The organism is Sulfuricurvum sp. (assembly GCF_036279695.1).
In the GTDB taxonomy this organism is placed as follows: domain Bacteria; phylum Campylobacterota; class Campylobacteria; order Campylobacterales; family Sulfurimonadaceae; genus Sulfuricurvum.
In genome coordinates this window covers 1-14,096 of the sequence record NZ_DASUIQ010000097.1, presented here as the reverse complement: position 1 = coordinate 14,096, position 14,096 = coordinate 1, and the positions used below count along the sequence as shown (strand labels likewise).

15 protein-coding genes are annotated in these 14,096 nt (G+C 47.1%); 11 read left to right on the top strand and 4 right to left on the bottom strand.

Features of this window, described 5'->3' with window-relative positions; genetic code table 11:
• Positions 1 to 33: 33 nt before the first annotated feature.
• On the bottom strand, positions 34 to 780 hold the full coding sequence (gene murI / locus VFW36_RS09540) for a glutamate racemase (RefSeq protein WP_329658581.1): 747 nt from the start codon (positions 778 to 780) through the stop codon (positions 34 to 36).
• A 1-nt stretch (position 781) separates the two neighbouring features.
• A complete protein-coding gene (gene rho / locus VFW36_RS09535) occupies positions 782 to 2,107 on the bottom strand; it encodes a transcription termination factor Rho (RefSeq protein ID WP_329658580.1) in 1,326 nt (441 codons plus the stop codon).
• Positions 2,108 to 2,302: 195 nt separating this feature from the next.
• Here rho and VFW36_RS09530 point away from each other — a divergent pair, with 195 nt between their 5' ends.
• On the top strand, positions 2,303 to 3,106 hold the full coding sequence (locus VFW36_RS09530; RefSeq protein WP_329658579.1) for a formylglycine-generating enzyme family protein: 804 nt from the start codon (positions 2,303 to 2,305) through the stop codon (positions 3,104 to 3,106).
• Here the strand turns inward: VFW36_RS09530 and VFW36_RS09525 are convergent.
• Positions 3,084 to 3,497, bottom strand: a complete 414-nt coding sequence (locus VFW36_RS09525; RefSeq protein ID WP_329658578.1) for a YchJ family protein — start codon at positions 3,495 to 3,497, stop codon at positions 3,084 to 3,086. The genes VFW36_RS09530 and VFW36_RS09525 overlap by 23 nt on opposite strands.
• A gap of 82 nt (positions 3,498 to 3,579) precedes the next feature.
• Here VFW36_RS09525 and VFW36_RS09520 point away from each other — a divergent pair, with 82 nt between their 5' ends.
• Genes VFW36_RS09520 through VFW36_RS09510 form a run of 3 tightly spaced genes read left to right on the top strand, consistent with a single transcriptional unit; the run spans position 3,580 to position 6,312 of the window.
• On the top strand, positions 3,580 to 4,014 hold the full coding sequence (locus VFW36_RS09520) for an NfeD family protein (RefSeq protein ID WP_329658577.1): 435 nt from the start codon (positions 3,580 to 3,582) through the stop codon (positions 4,012 to 4,014).
• A 14-nt stretch (positions 4,015 to 4,028) separates the two neighbouring features.
• The gene (locus VFW36_RS09515) at positions 4,029 to 4,946 is read left to right on the top strand and encodes an SPFH domain-containing protein (RefSeq protein ID WP_329658576.1); all 918 of its coding nucleotides are present in this window, start codon (positions 4,029 to 4,031) and stop codon (positions 4,944 to 4,946) included.
• Between the two features lie 55 nt (positions 4,947 to 5,001).
• Positions 5,002 to 6,312 carry a DNA recombination protein RmuC gene (locus VFW36_RS09510; protein WP_329658575.1) on the top strand — a complete coding sequence of 437 codons (1,311 nt, stop codon included), beginning with the start codon at positions 5,002 to 5,004 and terminating at the stop codon, positions 6,310 to 6,312.
• Here the strand turns inward: VFW36_RS09510 and VFW36_RS09505 are convergent.
• Positions 6,307 to 6,867 carry a CDP-alcohol phosphatidyltransferase family protein gene (locus tag VFW36_RS09505; protein WP_329658574.1) on the bottom strand — a complete coding sequence of 187 codons (561 nt, stop codon included), beginning with the start codon at positions 6,865 to 6,867 and terminating at the stop codon, positions 6,307 to 6,309. The genes VFW36_RS09510 and VFW36_RS09505 overlap by 6 nt on opposite strands.
• Before the next feature lie 149 nt (positions 6,868 to 7,016).
• Here VFW36_RS09505 and VFW36_RS09500 point away from each other — a divergent pair, with 149 nt between their 5' ends.
• Genes VFW36_RS09500 through VFW36_RS09470 form a run of 7 tightly spaced genes read left to right on the top strand, consistent with a single transcriptional unit; the run spans position 7,017 to position 13,960 of the window.
• Complete coding sequence (locus VFW36_RS09500) at positions 7,017 to 8,207, top strand: OprD family outer membrane porin (protein ID WP_329658573.1); 1,191 nt, start codon at positions 7,017 to 7,019, stop codon at positions 8,205 to 8,207.
• Between the two features lie 8 nt (positions 8,208 to 8,215).
• The gene (locus tag VFW36_RS09495) at positions 8,216 to 8,455 is read left to right on the top strand and encodes a FeoA family protein (RefSeq protein ID WP_329658572.1); all 240 of its coding nucleotides are present in this window, start codon (positions 8,216 to 8,218) and stop codon (positions 8,453 to 8,455) included.
• Positions 8,445 to 10,556 (top strand): ferrous iron transport protein B, encoded by a 2,112-nt coding sequence (gene feoB / locus VFW36_RS09490; protein WP_329658571.1) that lies wholly within the window; start codon positions 8,445 to 8,447, stop codon positions 10,554 to 10,556. Before VFW36_RS09495 ends, feoB begins: the two co-directional genes overlap by 11 nt.
• A gap of 34 nt (positions 10,557 to 10,590) precedes the next feature.
• Entirely contained in the window at positions 10,591 to 11,253 is a 663-nt protein-coding gene (locus tag VFW36_RS09485) for a response regulator transcription factor (protein ID WP_329658570.1), read from the top strand.
• On the top strand, positions 11,253 to 12,551 hold the full coding sequence (locus tag VFW36_RS09480) for an ArsS family sensor histidine kinase (protein WP_329658569.1): 1,299 nt from the start codon (positions 11,253 to 11,255) through the stop codon (positions 12,549 to 12,551). Before VFW36_RS09485 ends, VFW36_RS09480 begins: the two co-directional genes overlap by 1 nt.
• A complete protein-coding gene (surE, locus tag VFW36_RS09475) occupies positions 12,552 to 13,319 on the top strand; it encodes a 5'/3'-nucleotidase SurE (protein WP_329658568.1) in 768 nt (255 codons plus the stop codon).
• Positions 13,316 to 13,960 (top strand): tRNA threonylcarbamoyladenosine dehydratase, encoded by a 645-nt coding sequence (locus VFW36_RS09470; protein WP_329658602.1) that lies wholly within the window; start codon positions 13,316 to 13,318, stop codon positions 13,958 to 13,960. Before surE ends, VFW36_RS09470 begins: the two co-directional genes overlap by 4 nt.
• The last annotated feature ends 136 nt before the right edge of the window (positions 13,961 to 14,096 follow it).

The window sequence follows — 14,096 nt, the reverse complement described above, 5'->3', positions numbered from 1 at the left end:
AGAGAGTTTACCGTGGTTACGATAAATTTTAGATTACAGTGACAGCCACTCTTTGGCAACACGGCGAAGCCCTTCGGGATTTTCGGAGGCGAAAAATTTGAGGCTGGTCTCCTCATATCGTTTGGTGAAATCGTAGTGATTTTCCAGATACTCGACAATCGCTTCACCGGAGTGGATAAGGGAACTTTTCCCCTCGAAATAGGTATCGATTGCACGAGCGACTAACGGGAAATGGGTGCATCCGAGGATGATCGCATCGGGAGTTTTCTCCAAGGAGGCAAAATAGTGATGGAGGGCACTTTGGAGCACTTCCCCCTCATACAACCCCTCTTCGACGATAGGGACGAGCAGAGAGGTCGCGATGGCGCTGAGATTTTGGTATCCTAGTTCGTGAAGCCCTTTTTCATAGGCACCCGATTTGACGGTTGCTTTGGTTCCCAAAATGAGAATATTGGCATCGGTATCGGGGATAGCGTTTTTGAGCGCTAAAACCCCCGGATCGACCACACCGATTACGTCGCAGTCGCTTTGTTCTCTCATCTCATCGAGAGCATAGGCACTGACGGTATTACACGCGGTGATCAACAGATCGATTTCAAAGTTTTTGAAAAATTCGAGGGCTTCGAGGGAGTAGCGGATGATCGTGTTTTGATCTTTGACCCCGTAAGGGACACGGGCGGTATCACCGAAGTAGATGATCTCTTCGAAGAGCTTGTGCTCCAACAGCGATTTGACGACGCTTAAGCCTCCGACACCGCTATCAAAGACGCCGACTCTCATCTTATTTGCTTGACTCGTTCATGCTGTCAAGAAACTCGATGTTCGATTTGCTTTTGAGCATGGTGTTGTAGAGGAAGCGGAGTGCTTCGACTTCGTCTTCTTGTTTATGCAGCATCGAGCGAAGGACAAATACTTTTTGCAAGACGTCCGGTCCGAGGAGGAGTTCCTCTTTTCGGGTTCCCGATTTGAGAATATCGATCGCAGGGAAGATACGGCGATCAGAGATTTTACGGCTGAGGACAATCTCGGAGTTACCGGTTCCTTTAAACTCTTCGAAAATAACTTCATCCATACGGCTTCCCGTTTCGACGAGGGCGGTAGCGATGATGGTCAAACTTCCGCCGTTTTCGATGTTACGCGCCGCACCGAAGAACCGTTTCGGTTTATGGAGTGCATTGGCATCCACCCCACCTGAGAGGACTTTTCCTGAACTCGGTGTGACGGTGTTGTAAGCACGTGCAAGACGGGTGATCGAATCGAGAAGGATCACGACGTCTTTGCCCAGCTCAACGCGGCGTTTCGCCCGTTCGATTACCATTTCGGCAACTTTGACGTGATTTTTTGCCGGTTCGTCAAACGTCGAACTGTAGACTTCCCCTTTTACACATCGTTCCATATCGGTAACCTCTTCGGGGCGTTCGTCGACGAGGAGAACCATGAGTTCGATTTCAGGGTGGTTGTTGGTGACACCGTGAGCGATCTCTTTCATGAGCTCGGTTTTACCCGATCGAGGAGGTGCAACGATCAATCCGCGCTGTCCTTTACCGATCGGAGCGAATAGATCCATCATACGTCCCGTCAATTTGGTCGGATTGTACTCAAGTTTGATCTGTTCCAACGCATAAAGAGGGGTAAGGTTTTCAAAGAGAGGACGTTTTTTGGACTCTTCGGGAGGGAGGTAGTTGATCGCTTCGACTTTGAGAAGGGCATAGTAGCGCTCTTGATCTTTTGGAGCACGCACTTGTCCCGTAACAATATCCCCGTTACGGAGAGCGAAACGGCGGATCTGGGTACTGGAGACATACGCATCATGCATCGAGTCGCTGAAAGACTGATCGACGGCGCGCAAGAAGCCGTAGCCGTCTTGCATGATCTCCAAAATACCGGTAAAGAGGATGAATCCCCCTTGTTGAACCTGCGTTTTGAGAATTTCAAAAATCAAATCTTGACGTTTGAGTTCGTTGGGGTCTTCGATGTTCAGTGAAGCGGCAATCTCTAGGAGATCTTCGAGTTTTTTAGTCCGTAGGGCTTCAATCGTGAATCCGTCAACCGGTACATGGGTTCGGTTTTTCGAGTTGTTTCGAGGAGTTTTTGCGGTATCGCTCATGCGTGGAATGCCTTAAAGTGTGTGGATTTAATCGGCGAGTTTTGGGTGAGATGTCATTGACAGGTCATTGTTTTGGTGTGACATTATAAACTATAGCGAAGCGGGTTGTCAAGAAAGGGGTATTTTCTAAATTGTGAACGATTTTTGCTATATCGATTTTAGTAAAATAAATAAACATATTTCAAAAGGTTCACCTTGTTCGATTTTTTAAAAAAGAAACCTGACGTCTCTTCCGTGAGTGAAGCGGTAGAGACCCCTCGAGATTTTACCAATTCGATCGGTATGGAGTTCCTCTATATCGACGGCGGTGAGTTTATGATGGGGCGCAATCCACAGTACAACGAAGGGGGAGATGTCGAATCTCCTGCCCATAGTGTGAAACTGAGCGGATTTTGGATTGCGAAATATCCGGTTACCCAAGAGCAGTATTTTAAACTCACCCGTGTTAACCCCTCTTTCTTTAAAAACGACAAAGTCGAAGAGGAGAGCTCCCGCCGCCATCCGGTGGAGCAGGTGAGCTGGTTTGATGCGAAAGCGTATGTGGAACTGATTAACCGTTATGAGGGGAAAACCCGTTTTTATGCTCTCCCTACTGAAGCGCAATGGGAATATGTTGCAAAAGCGGGAGGAAATACCCGATTTACCTTCGGAGACTCCGAAGCCCAGCTCGATGATCACGCGGTATATGAATACAGTGCGAATGCCAAAACGGCGGCAGTGGGAAATAGACTTCCGAACCGTTTGGGGATACACGATTTGCTCGGAAACGTTTGGGAATGGTGTGAGGATGACTTTTTTGCCAACTATAACGGCGCACCGAGTGATGGAAGTCCACGCATCGGTGGAGCGGAGGGTGAGTCGTTTAAAGTGCGTCGCGGAGGGAGTTATAAAACAGGATATATGTGTCTTCGCAGTTCGTTTCGGGGCTATTCGCGTCCCGATTTTATCTCGAATGACATCGGATTACGTCTCGTCATTAACGGCGATCCGTTGAAGTAAAATGACCGCTCTCGTATAGCCATTTCCACTCTACTTTTAAAAAGCGGCTTTTCTCTTTGAGAATACCGCCATCCAATAGGGCTTCAAACGTTACAAACGCTTCGTCTTCTCCATCTATAAATTCAAGAATCTTCAACCCTAAAAACCGGGTGTTGTGAGAAAAATTCAAAATGCTTTGTTTCCAGTGCTCTTTGTCGTCGGTATAGTCAGGGTTGTTTGGATGGGTTGTTGCCATTATATAATCGGACAACCCTAAAGCAAAGGCGCTGTATCGAGAACGCATCAAACGCAGGGCATTGGAGGGGAGAATCCCTTTATGATAAGGAAGGCAGCATTTTTTGTATTTTTCGCCGCTGTGGCAAGGGCAGAGAGAATTGGATGATATTTTCATAGTATCTTCGTTTTTTTTAGTTTATTATAGCGTAAGTATTGAAGCGGTATGCTATGGGAAATTATACAAAGAAAGGATTTTGATGTCCTATTATATTTGGCTTATCTTTGGGGTTATCGCCTTTGTGATAGAAATGATGATCCCTACCTTTTTCGCTCTGTTTGCGGGGGTGGGTTTTTTAGCGGCGGCGGCAGTATCGTTTTTTCTCCCCGAATCACTTTTTTGGCAGTTGATTATCGCTTCGGTATTTATGATTATCGGGGCGGTTGTGTTTAAAAAGCGGGGGATGGGGGATGATACGCAAGACTCCGTAGGAACCCATAACGAGTTTGTTGGGATCAAAGGGGTGGCAACTACAGAGCTTTCAGCTCATCAGGAGGGGGAAGTTTCTCTCTATGAACCGGTGCTCGGTGGACGTCATTGGCCTGCGGTGAGTGTGGATGGAGTCATCGAAGTTAATGCTGAAATACGGATTGTCAAATTAAACGGCAATTCGCTTATCGTTGAAAAAATTTAATCAAAGGTCATAGTATGGATGCAAGTCTAATTTTCCCGTTAGTATTAATGGTCGCGGTGGTGTATACGCTCTCGCAAATGGTTCGTATCGTTCCTCAAGGGGAAGAGTGGGTTGTCGAGCGGTTAGGTAAATACCATACGACATTGTTACCGGGGTTGCATTTGCTGATTCCGATTGTGGATATCGTCGGGTATAAAATCGTCACCAAAGAGCTGATTCAGCAAACGCGAGAACAAGAGGTTATCACCAAAGATAATGCCGTCGTCATCATCAGCGCGGTGGTTTTTTACCGTGTCACCGATCCGGGAAAAGCATCGTATTCGATCAGCAATTTCGAGAGTGCGGTGGGAAATATGACCACAACGACCCTTCGAGCGGTGATCGGTGGGATGACCCTCAATGAGTCTCTTTCTCAGCGTGATCAAATCAAAGCGCAAGTGGCGGAAAAAATACGTGATTCGCTCAGCGGATGGGGGCTGACGCTGGGTAATCTGGAAGTCCAAGACATCCGACCGAGCAAAAACCTCCAAGAAGCGATGGAGCGGCAAGCGGCAGCGGATCGTGAACGGGAAGCGGCAATTATGATCGCGGATGGAGAGAAAAAAGCGGCAATTGCCAAAGCGGAAGGGATGAAAGAAGCGGCGATTTTAGACGCACAGGGGAAACTTGAAGCGGCGAAACTCGAAGCGCAGGCAAAAGTGGAGTTGGCAGAGGGGGATCGTAAAGCGATGGTGATCGTTACTCAAGGGCTTGCCGGAGGAGAGAGTGCTCCTCATTATCTCCTCGCTCAGCGTTACATCGACAGCGTGAAAAATCTGAGCAACTCAAATAACTCTAAAGTGGTCTTTATGCCCGCCGATTGGCAACAAAGTCTAGCGGGTGCGGTAGGATCACTGGGGTATTTGGGTACTGCCCTCGGTGAGAAAAAATAGGGCAAATTGTCATATTCTTTTTACCTCTTAGGGGTGATGGGCTATAATCACCTTTATGATGTATGAAATAACAACCCTAATAGCCTTTATCGCCGCCGGAACTCTCGGATGGATGTGGAATCAATCCCGCCAACACTACGCGCTCCTCGAAGCGCGCGCACTACAACTCCAAGAACTCTATGCTCAGGAGCAAACCCTCAAAGCCAAACTCCAAGTTCAGCTCGATAATACTCAGAATGAGTATCATTCACTGGAACGCGATTACGCGGTACTTCATACCCGCCACGAAGAGTCCTCCCGTTCTTTTGAAGAGAAAATTCGTCTTTTGGACGAAGCAAAAATACAGATGAAAGTGCAGTTTGAACAACTCGCAGCGCAGATTTTCGAACAAAAAGCGAAAACGTTTGATGAAGCACATACCAAAGGGCTTGATCTCCTCCTCAAACCGTTCCGTGAACAGATCGCACAGTTTGCCACCCAGAGCAAAGAGCAGTTTATTCACGATGCGAAAGAGCGTCAAAGTATCAAAGATGAGATACTTCGCCTCAAAACCCTCAACGAACGGCTCAGCCAAGATGCGATCAACCTCACACAAGCACTCAAGGGAGAGAATAAGACCCAAGGAAACTGGGGAGAGATCGTACTTGAGCGGATTTTAGAAGAATCTGGGTTACGTGAGGGGCATGAATATGAAACTCAAAATACCTACAGCGATGAAGAGGGGAAAAAGTTCCGCCCCGATGTGATCGTCCATCTCCCACAGAACAAAGACATTATCATCGATTCTAAAGTCTCACTTGTTGCGTACGATGCGTTTATCCGAGCCGAAACCGACGAAGATCGCTCTCATGCTCTGAAACAGCACCTCCTCTCGATCCATGCTCATATCAAAGGTCTCAGTTCTAAACGATACGAACAGCTCAGCGGGGTACGAACTCTCGATTTTGTATTGCTCTTTATGCCTATCGAGGGGGCATTTCTCCTCGCACTGGAGCAGGATAACACCTTTTTCAAAACAGCATACGAACAAAATATCGTCGTTGTTTCCCCTTCGACGTTGCTTGTAACTCTTCGTACCATCGAGCATATTTGGCGAAGCGAGTATCAAGAACGCAATGCTAAAGCGATTGCAGAGTCTGCCGAAGCGCTGTATGAGAAACTGGTGGCGTTTGTCGAGGATATGGAAAAAATCGGCGAGCAGATCGGACGTACCCAAAAAAGTTATGAGGGGGCGATGAATAAGCTCAGTAGCGGAAAAGGGAATTTGATTCGACGTGTCGAGTCGATGCGAAAACTGGGATTGAAGCCGAAGAAGTTGCTTCCGTCATCACTGATGGAAGCGGATGAGGACGAAACGCTGTTATAGGTGCGGAATCTTCACTTTTGAATTCAGCAATGCTCCGATGAGTATCATCATCGCGAGAACCCCAACCCAACCAAATGAAATATTCAGCCCTAGCCAAACAAGCCATACGATCCACAATAAAATTGCCCCAAGCGGTGTCGGAACTCCCGTGAAGTGTTTCGCAACTTCTCCCGCGTCGGCGTTAATATTAAACTGGATCAGTCGGCGCAGACCGCTGATGACGTAATAGATCGAGACGATCGAGGCAACGACGAGGGATACTCCGCCCAGATGGGTATAGACGGATTGGAAGATAAAGAATGTCGGGACGAGGACGAAGCTGAGAAAATCGGCGAATGAGTCGAGTTGAATCCCAAATTCGTTGGAAAGACCGAATTTACGGGCGATTTTACCGTCGATGATGTCGAACGCTCCCCCCATCCATGCCAGAACAGCGGCAACCATAAAATGGTTTTGGGTGATAAAATAGGTGGCTAACAATCCGCAGGTAATATTTGCCATGGTAACCAAGTTAGCGAGATTGAAGTGACTGGTTGAGCGCCAAAGAAATTGCATAAAAGTCCTAATAAGGTATTATTTGATTGGAATTATAACCAAAGGATGAAAAGATAGCCTAATTGAAAAAGGTTATCATTATTAAGGATAGTGTAAGTTGATAATGTTTATCATTCTACAGCACTAAAATAAAACAAAAAAGGAAAGAGATGAAAAGAACAGTGATGATGAGTTTGATAGCAGTGGCTGCACTAAACGGTGCGAGTATCGAAGAGGCGTTTAAGTCAGGAAAAGTGAGCGGACAACTCCGCGGTGCATACGTAAGCCAAGACAATGCGGTAGACACCGATACCTATGGAACCTCACTCGGCGGTCAACTCAAATATGAGAGCGGTGAATGGAATAACCTCAAAGTAGGTGTAAGCGCGTATATCTCTCAAAAAATCGGCTTTGTTACAGGTGATGTCGATCAAGGAAAAGCGAATAATGACCTATTTGCTAATAACGCCAAATCATACGCTTATGTGGGTGAAGCGTATGTCGATTACAGTGCAAACGATTTTAGCCTCCGTGTAGGTCGTCAGCTCATCGATACTCCATTAGCCGATACCGATGATATTCGTATGCACCCTAACACCTTTGAAGCGGCAATCGCTACCTATAGCGGGTTCGATAAAACAACACTTGTCGCGGGTTACGTAAAACGGTTCGCAGGATACGATTCAGGGGATGATATTTCCGAGTTTAAAAGACTCGACGGTGTTGATAGTAAAGGTGCGGCAGTTCTCGGCGTCGTGAACGAGAGTATCGAAAACCTTGCCGTGCAAGGGTGGTATTACGGTATCGATAATATGGCTAATGTTGTCTATGCCGATGCTATCTATTCACTACCATTGAGTGAAAGCATGGGATTAGAACTCAGTGCTCAAGCGGCTAATTTCTCTGAAAAACAAACCAGCACGATAGACGGTACTGTATACGGAGTGGGTGCGGCATTAAATGTGGGTGCATTGACACTAGGCGCGGCATATAATAAAGCCTCCAATGATGATGGGAAAATTATTGTTAACGGCTTCGGCGGAGGTCCCTATTTTACCTCTATGGAAGAGTGGACGATTGATAGTATGGAAGATGCAAGAGCGTATCAGTTGAGTGCTGAACTGGATTTAGCCGATGCGGGAATCGAAGGGTTGAAACTCAGCGCCCTTTACGGCACTTTTAAAAGTGTACCGGCAGATGTGAAAGTGAAAGAGACCGATTTTATCGCCGCGTATGAAATCAGTGAAGCATTGATGGCTGAAATGAGCTATGCAATGATTAATGATGTAAACAACAATGCAAATGCAGGCACAGATGGCGGATATGACCGCTTGCTTGTCCGGTTGAGTTACAACTTCTAAGGATTATGATGAAAACGATGACGCTTCTTAGCGCATGTACCAAAGGGGGGATCGCTACCGTTGCCAAGATCAATGCTAGCGGCGCCCTCAAACAGAGGCTTATTTCGTTTGGGCTGATGAAAGGTGCTCAGATCACGATGCTCGAATGCGGGTTAACAAAAAGCACTTTTGAGGTTAAAATCGGAAGTGTTACGATTGCTTTGCGTCGTGAAGAGGCCGAATTGATCGAGGTATCCGATGTCCGATAAAAAAATTACCGTAGCCCTCGTCGGGCAGCCTAATGTGGGCAAAAGTATGTTGATTAACTCGATTGGAAATGCGCGGCTCCATGTCGGAAATTTTACGGGGGTGACGGTTGAAAAAACGATTGTTACGTTCGAACATGAGGGGCATGAGTTCAGTGTCGTCGATTTACCGGGGACGTATGCGTTTACCGACTATTCGATCGAAGAGAGGGTAACGCACGATTATTTGACGCAAGAGAACTATGATCTGATTATCAATGTTCTCGATTCGACCAATATGAAGAAAAATCTTCAGCTCACTGCTGAACTCATGACAATGAGCAAAAAGATCGTAATTGCTCTAAATATGTCAGATGAAGCGGACAAAGAGGGGATCGAGATCAATGCTCCGTATCTCTCCGCGTTGTTGGGGATTCCGTGTGTTCGTGTTTCGGCGGCGGCTAAAACGGGGCTTGACGAGCTGATGAGGGCAGTTATCACTGTGCATGAAACACCGTTTCAGGAACAAAAGCTGGTCTTTAGCGAAGCGGTGGAAGAAGAGATCAATATGATAGCGGACTATCTGAACCGACATAAGTTCAAAGCATCGATCAGCAACCGTAATATCGCGATTAATTTGCTCCAAAAAGAGAAAAAGACCTATCGGACACTGCATGACAATCCGATTTGGACGGAGTTGCAGCCGATGCTGATCGAGGCAGATCGTCACGTGTTATTGCATCACGATACGGATGATATGAAAGAGGCACTGGCAGAAGAGTATTTTTCCTATAACCGCGGGATTATAGCCGAAGCGGTCAAGGTCAAACCTAAAACACCTTTGAAAAAAACAACGACGGAGAAGATCGATAGCGTTTTGATCCATCCGATATTCGGTATCCCGATTTTTCTTTTTTTTATGTGGGGACTGTTTCAGCTCACGTTTGAGATCGGATCTATTCCGATGGATTGGATCGATGCGTTTTTCGGCTGGTTCGGTGAGAGGATCGGTTCGACAATCTCTAACGATGAGATTCGCTCTCTGATCGTCGATGGGGTGATTAGCGGCGTTGGGGCGGTGGTTCTTTTCGTCCCTAATATCGTCATTTTGTTTGTGGGGATCGCTCTGCTCGAATCGACGGGGTATATGTCGCGGGTCGCGTTTTTACTGGATGGGTTTTTCCATAAATTCGGACTTCACGGGCAGTCGTTTATCCCCCTCGTATCGGGATTCGGGTGTTCGATTCCCGCCTATATGTCGGCGAGGATTTTGAAAAATGACCGTGATCGTCTTTTGACCCTTTTTGTCATCGGGTTTATGAGTTGCGGTGCGAGGCTTCCTGTGTATGTTCTCTTTACAGGAGCATTTTTCGGTCCCGAGATGGCGGGGAATGTGTTGTTCGGTATCTATATCCTCGGTGCTATGATCGGTCTTGTTGCGGCAAAAGTGCTCAAAATGACCGCTTTCAAAGGTGCCGATGAGCCGTTTGTCATGGAGATGCCCAAATATCGTCTCCCCTCTGTGAAGCTGATTTGGCACACCGTGGTGACCAAAACGATGATGTATTTGAAAAAAGCGGGAACGTTTATCGCCGCCGCATCGTTGCTCGTGTGGTTTCTCAGTACGTACCCGAAAGACGCTTCTCTCGATGCCCTTTACGGTGCGAAAATGGAATCAGCGGTATCGGAAGATGCAAAAAAAGGGCTTGAAAATCAGCTCGCCGAGGCGCAGTTGGAACAGAGCTTTTTGGGACATATCGGTCATGCGATAGAGCCGGCGTTTGCACCGCTCGGATTTGATTGGAAAATGGCGGTCGCTCTTCAAACAGGACTTGCCGCCAAAGAGGTCGTTGTCTCGACGATGGGGGTTTTATACTCACTCGGAAGCGATGCGACGGAAGAGGATCACTCTCTGATCTCTACAATCAGCTCTCAGATTCCGTTTGCGTCGGCGGTGGCGTTTGTCATCGTTATCATGACCTATTTGCCGTGTTTGGCGGCATCTGTTGTCTTTACCCGTGAGGCGGGAGGGATCAAATATTTCGGATACCTGTTTGTATTTACGACGATTGTCGCCTATTCTCTCGCATTCGTCGCATATCATGTGACGTTGTGGCTGAGTTAGGAAATCATTAACTACTCTTTGTTACAATGCTTACATGAGTAAAATATTAATGATAGAAGATGATCTCGAACTGGCCGAGATCCTCACCGAATTTTTAGAACAGTATGAATTTAAAGTGACGACGGAAGACGATCCGTTCAAAGCGCTCAGTATCCTCAAATTAGAGCAGTTTGATGCGGTGATCCTCGATTTGACATTACCGGGGATGGATGGGCTGGAAGTGTGCGAAGCGATTCGTGCGCGTCAAAACATCCCGATCATCATCTCCTCGGCACGTTCGGATGTCACTGACAAGATCAACGCCCTCGAACTCGGAGCCGATGATTACCTCCCAAAACCCTACGATCCGCGAGAACTGGTCTCTCGTATCCACTCCGTTTTGCGCCGATATGACGCCGCTTCGGTTGCCGCCTCCGAGAGTGCGTGTGATTTTAAACTCAATGAATCCGCGATGCAGATCAGCTATAAAAATCGCCCTTTGGAACTTACCAATGCCGAGTACGGGATTTTGGCACACATGGTTAAAAAGCAGGGGATGGTCGTTTCGCGCGAAGATTTGATCCACAATGTTTCGGCGATCAATGAGGACTCATCGAATAAAAGTATCGACGTGATGATGGGGCGTATCCGCAATAAGCTCGGAGATAAAGCCCTGATCGAATCGATCCGCGGTATCGGGTATAAACTCCTCAAATAATGGTTAAAAATAATGCTGTTTTAGCCACCGTCGTATTTGCCCTCGTCGTTTCGGTGAGCAGTGTGAGCTATACGTTCTATCAGCTCTATCAAACCAATCGTGCCAAACATATCGATAATGTTTTTACCAAGCACTCTCTCATCAGTCAAATCTATCATACCTATATCATCAAGCAAATCTCCCAGCCGATATTTGAAGCCAATCTCGCTTTTTATGATTTGGAAGAGATCTATGATGAAGCGGTCTATGAAACGATCATTCGTCAGGGAAAAGTGCTCAAGAGTGATGGGAATACGGATGAGATGATGGCACAATATTCTCTCACGGATGCCTCTTTGGAAATGCACGCTCCGCAACAGATCATTACCTCTATGATTGAATACCAAGGGCATATCTACTTTTGGGTCGAATCATCGCGTCATAATGTCCTCCTGATGGATCGTGTGCTGGAGCCGTATCGCCCCGTGAATCTGATGTCGGCATACGTGACATTGATGAGTGTTTTGATCATCTCATTTGCATTGATCATTTATCGCTTACGCCCCCTGCGCCGATTGCGTAAACAGATCGCCCGCTTCGGAGAAGGGGATATGGGGGTTCGATTCCGCATCGACGGAAGCGATGAGATAGCACTGATCGCCAACGAGCTTGATTCGACTCAAAATAAAATCCGTTCGCTTATCGAATCACGCACCCTATTTTTGCGCAATATTATGCATGAACTCAAAACGCCGATTGCCAAAGGGCGGATTGTTGCAACGATGCTGGGTGATGAGAAACAGCGCGGGCGCTTTGAGGGGATATTTGAACGTCTTGAATCCCTGATCGGCGAGTTTGCCCTGATCGAAGAGATCGCTTCGGGGAATCAGCACCATGAGAAAAGTGAGTATCGTCTCATCGATATTATCGACGGTGCAATCGATATGGCGATGGTGGAATACGATGCGGTGGATCGCGATATTGAAGCGGCGATCAAAGTCGAAGTCGATTATCGTCTCTTTGTCACGGCGGTCAAAAACCTGATCGATAATGCGATCAAATATTCGCCTGAGAAAAAGATGAAGATTTGGATGGAAGAGGGGGAGATTATTTTTGCCAATGTGGGTGAACCGCTCAAAAACTCTCTGAGCTACTACATCGAACCTTTCACCAAAGAGCGTCCGACCAAAGACAGTTTCGGGTTGGGGCTTTATATCGTCGATGCGATTTTGAAAGAGCACGATTATGTCTTGGCGTATGAGCGGCGGGAGAATACCAACTGCTTTATTTGCGTTCCGGTAAAAACCAAAAGGAAATAGATGAAAAAGATTTTGATTACCAATGATGACGGCTATGAGTCAGAGGGTCTGTTAGCCCTGATCGAAGCGCTTGAGGGGTTGGGACAGATCACCGTCGTCGCTCCCTCTACGGAGAAATCGGCATGTGGCCATTCGCTGACATTGACGCGCCCTTTGAGTTTTATCTGTGTCGGAGACGATTTTTATAAACTTGATGACGGAACGCCGAGCGATTGCGTCTATCTTGCGCTTCATTCGATGTTTGAGGATTCTAAACCCGATTTGTTGATCAGCGGGATCAATAAAGGTTCCAACATGGGGGAAGACATCACCTATTCGGGGACGGCAGCGGCGGCGATGGAGGCGGTGTTACACGATGTCCCTGCTATCGCGATCTCGCAAGTGATGGATTTTACGCAGCCCGTCGGTGATTTCACCTTGGCGAAAAAGGCGATCCGACATCTGGCAGAGAAAGTTTTGGGCGGAAGTTTCCCTCTGAAAGAGCGGGAATTTTTGAACGTCAATATCCCTCACGATGTCGAGGAGTTGGAGTTTTCGGTCACTTATGCGGGGCATCGCTATTATGCCAATGATGCCCACCTCCACCGTAACCCTCGCGGGATGGAGTACTACTGGCTAGGGCTTCATCCTCTGGAGTTTAAACCCAGAGAAAATCGCAAAGCTTTGTGTGATTTTGAAGCGATTGAGGCAGGGAAAGTATCATTGACTCCGATCAAACTCGATATGAGTGCCTATAAATCGATGGAGCAATTACGGGAGTGGCTTTGAGAAACGTTCGGACAAAACTGGTTTTCGGTGAAGAGTGCTTTGAGAAATACAGCAATGCTAAAATCCTTCTCCTCGGTGTCGGCGGAGTGGGGAGCTTTTGTTTGGATTGTCTCTACCGCTCAGGAGTACGTCACATCACGATCATCGATTTTGACCGCTACGATGTGAGCAACCAAAACCGCCAGATGCACTCAGAATCTCATGAGGGAGAACTGAAAGTCGAAGCCCTCAAAACCCACTATCCTGAAGTGATAGCTATCGCCGAAAAGATCACCCCCGAATGGGTCGAAGCGTTCGATTTTGATCCGTATGATCTGATCCTAGACGCTATCGATGATATGCGTGCCAAACTCGCTTTAATCCAAAAATGCTACCCCAAACTCATCTCCTCCGTGGGTTCGGCGAAACGGCTTGATCCGACGAAGATCGAAGTGCGCTCCATTTGGAAAACCGAGGGCGATCCGTTTGCCTCCAAAATCCGTAATGAACTTCGCAAGCGAAAATTCAAAGGCGATTTCAGTTGTATCTGCTCCTCCGAACTCCCCCGTATCAAAGAAAAAGGGAGTTTTGTCGGGGTTACGGGAGCGTTCGGTTTAGCGATGTGTTCGCTGGCACTGCGGAGAATAGGAAATAGCAATTAAATCTTTGAATGGATATAAAAGGTAGCACGATAAGCTGACATAGGGTGAGCCAAAAGATTCCCTTGTGCTTCAGCACATCCGTGTTGCGAGAGCAATTCAAGGATTTGATGATGCTCTACCCCTTTGGCGATACTTT

Bases quoted from the DNA above. Each gene is read 5' to 3' on its own strand.
- murI (WP_329658581.1), bottom strand. From the start codon at position 780: ATGAGAGTCGGCGTCTTTGATAGCGGTGTCGGAGGCTTAAGCGTCGTC.
- rho (WP_329658580.1), bottom strand. From the start codon at position 2,107: ATGAGCGATACCGCAAAAACTCCTCGAAACAACTCGAAAAACCGAACC.
- VFW36_RS09525 (WP_329658578.1), bottom strand. From the start codon at position 3,497: ATGAAAATATCATCCAATTCTCTCTGCCCTTGCCACAGCGGCGAAAAA.
- VFW36_RS09520 (WP_329658577.1), top strand. From the start codon at position 3,580: ATGTCCTATTATATTTGGCTTATCTTTGGGGTTATCGCCTTTGTGATA.
- VFW36_RS09515 (WP_329658576.1), top strand. From the start codon at position 4,029: ATGGATGCAAGTCTAATTTTCCCGTTAGTATTAATGGTCGCGGTGGTG.
- VFW36_RS09510 (WP_329658575.1), top strand. From the start codon at position 5,002: ATGATGTATGAAATAACAACCCTAATAGCCTTTATCGCCGCCGGAACT.
- VFW36_RS09505 (WP_329658574.1), bottom strand. From the start codon at position 6,867: ATGCAATTTCTTTGGCGCTCAACCAGTCACTTCAATCTCGCTAACTTG.
- VFW36_RS09500 (WP_329658573.1), top strand. From the start codon at position 7,017: ATGAAAAGAACAGTGATGATGAGTTTGATAGCAGTGGCTGCACTAAAC.
- VFW36_RS09495 (WP_329658572.1), top strand. From the start codon at position 8,216: ATGAAAACGATGACGCTTCTTAGCGCATGTACCAAAGGGGGGATCGCT.
- feoB (WP_329658571.1), top strand. From the start codon at position 8,445: ATGTCCGATAAAAAAATTACCGTAGCCCTCGTCGGGCAGCCTAATGTG.
- VFW36_RS09485 (WP_329658570.1), top strand. From the start codon at position 10,591: ATGAGTAAAATATTAATGATAGAAGATGATCTCGAACTGGCCGAGATC.
- VFW36_RS09480 (WP_329658569.1), top strand. From the start codon at position 11,253: ATGGTTAAAAATAATGCTGTTTTAGCCACCGTCGTATTTGCCCTCGTC.
- surE (WP_329658568.1), top strand. From the start codon at position 12,552: ATGAAAAAGATTTTGATTACCAATGATGACGGCTATGAGTCAGAGGGT.